We start from the raw sequence: 2,153 nt of genomic DNA on the forward strand, positions 1-2,153 counted from the left end.
TTTCTTGAGATAAACGTGGATAATCGAATGATTTATCTTTTATCTCCACTGGTTCTAGTTCTCGAATTCGAGTTAATTTAAAAATACGAAAATCTAATTTTTCTAAGCAGTAACCGATAACATACCAAGCATTCAGTTTATAGATCAATCTGTATGGGATAATTGTTCGCTGACTTTTCTCTTGTTTTTTCGAATAGTAAGAAAAAGAAATCATCTGTTTAGATTGTATCGCTTCCTCAATGTCTAGTAAATAATTTGTATTAAGAGTCCAGGAACTGAGATCAAAGTAAAAAGGACTGTTTGCTCTTGTAATTTCTTGAGAAGACAGCTTGTGTTCGATACTGTCAAGACTTGAATGGCCAACGATTTTACTAACATTTTGGCTCATATTAATGATAAACTGTCTCTCCTCCTCAGTGAAAAAGTTTCTGTCTATCTTATAGTCGCTCGGTATATAGAAACCTCCCTTATCTCCACGTTCCGAATAGATTGGGATCCCCGCTAAACTGAGTGTATCCATGTCCCTATATACAGTTCGAGTAGATATTTCAAATCTCTCTGCAATCTCTTTAGCTGTTATTCTCTTCTTATTTAAAAGAGACAGTAAAATATAGATTAGTCTTTCTAATTTCATGGTAGCAATTCCCCTTCTTTTAATCTCAAATAGCACAAACTAAAGAAACTATTTTAGTTATATTGTATAATAAGAAACCTAGCAATTCAAAAAGAAGGACTGTAGAGTTTAGAATATTAAGGATTAAAATGTTAGAAAAAGAATGGTATAGAAGTAATTAGGTAGATCAATCAAGAAATTTACCTAAATTATTCCAACCGAATTATGTGAAAATTGCCATTTCCCGTACGGTAATCCTAGATTTTTAGGTTAGTAGATAGAAGAATGAACAAGAAAAGTTTAGGGTTTTTCTATCTCTTTTGCTGATTTTGTGATATAATTAACACGTATAAAAAAAGAAGGAGTCATATCTAATGGCAAAATTGACTGTTAAAGACGTTGACTTGAAAGGGAAAAAAGTTCTCGTTCGTGTTGACTTCAACGTACCTGTTAAAGATGGCGTGATTACCAATGACAACCGTATCACTGCAGCTCTTCCAACTATCAAGTACATCCTTGAACAAGGTGGACGTGCAATCCTCTTCTCTCACCTTGGACGTGTAAAAGAAGAAGCAGACAAAGAAGGTAAATCACTTGCTCCTGTAGCTGCTGACTTGGCTACTAAATTGGGACAAGAAGTTAAATTTATCCCAGGTGTTACACGTGGTGCTGAATTGGAAGCCGCTGTTAACGCTCTTGAAGATGGACAAGTTCTCTTGGTTGAAAACACTCGTTTCGAAGATGTTGACGGCAAGAAAGAATCTAAAAACGATCCTGAACTTGGTAAATACTGGGCATCACTTGGAGATGGTATCTTCGTAAACGATGCATTCGGTACAGCTCACCGTGCACACGCATCTAACGTTGGTATCTCAGCAAACGTTGAAAAAGCAGTTGCTGGTTTCCTTCTTGAAAACGAGATTGCCTACATCCAAGAAGCAGTTGAAGCTCCAGAACGTCCATTCGTGGCTATCCTTGGTGGTTCAAAAGTTTCAGACAAGATCGGTGTTATCGAAAACTTGCTTGAAAAAGCTGATAAAGTCCTTATCGGTGGTGGGATGACTTACACATTCTACAAAGCACAAGGTATCGAAATCGGTAACTCACTTGTTGAAGAAGACAAATTGGATGTCGCTAAAGCTCTTCTTGAAAAAGCAAACGGCAAATTGATCTTGCCAGTTGACTCAAAAGAAGCAAACGCATTTGCTGACTACACTGAAGTGAAAGATACTGAAGGTGAAGCAGTTGACCCAGGTTTCCTTGGTCTTGACATCGGTCCAAAATCTATCGCTAAATTTGACGAAGCTTTGACTGGTGCCAAAACAGTTGTTTGGAACGGACCAATGGGTGTATTTGAAAACCCAGACTTCCAAGCTGGTACAATCGGTGTAATGGACGCTATCGTGAAACAACCAGGCGTGAAATCAATCATCGGTGGTGGTGACTCAGCTGCTGCAGCCATCAACCTTGGCCGTGCAGACAAGTTCTCATGGATCTCTACTGGTGGTGGAGCATCAATGGAACTCCTTGAAGGTAAAGT

General features: G+C 38.2%; 2 protein-coding genes. One reads left to right on the forward strand and one right to left on the reverse strand.

The genetic code is table 11. The features are described 5' to 3' along the window. On the reverse strand, positions 1-634 hold a 634-nt coding region (locus tag GMD4S_RS08190; protein WP_000764441.1), incomplete at its 3' end, for a helix-turn-helix transcriptional regulator. Positions 635-987: 353 nt separating this feature from the next. Between GMD4S_RS08190 and GMD4S_RS08195 the strand changes: the two genes are divergently transcribed. Then, the coding region (locus GMD4S_RS08195; RefSeq protein WP_001096775.1) for a phosphoglycerate kinase at positions 988-2,153 on the forward strand (1,166 nt) is incomplete at its 3' end.

The sequence above is a fragment of the Streptococcus sp. GMD4S genome (assembly GCF_000296955.1).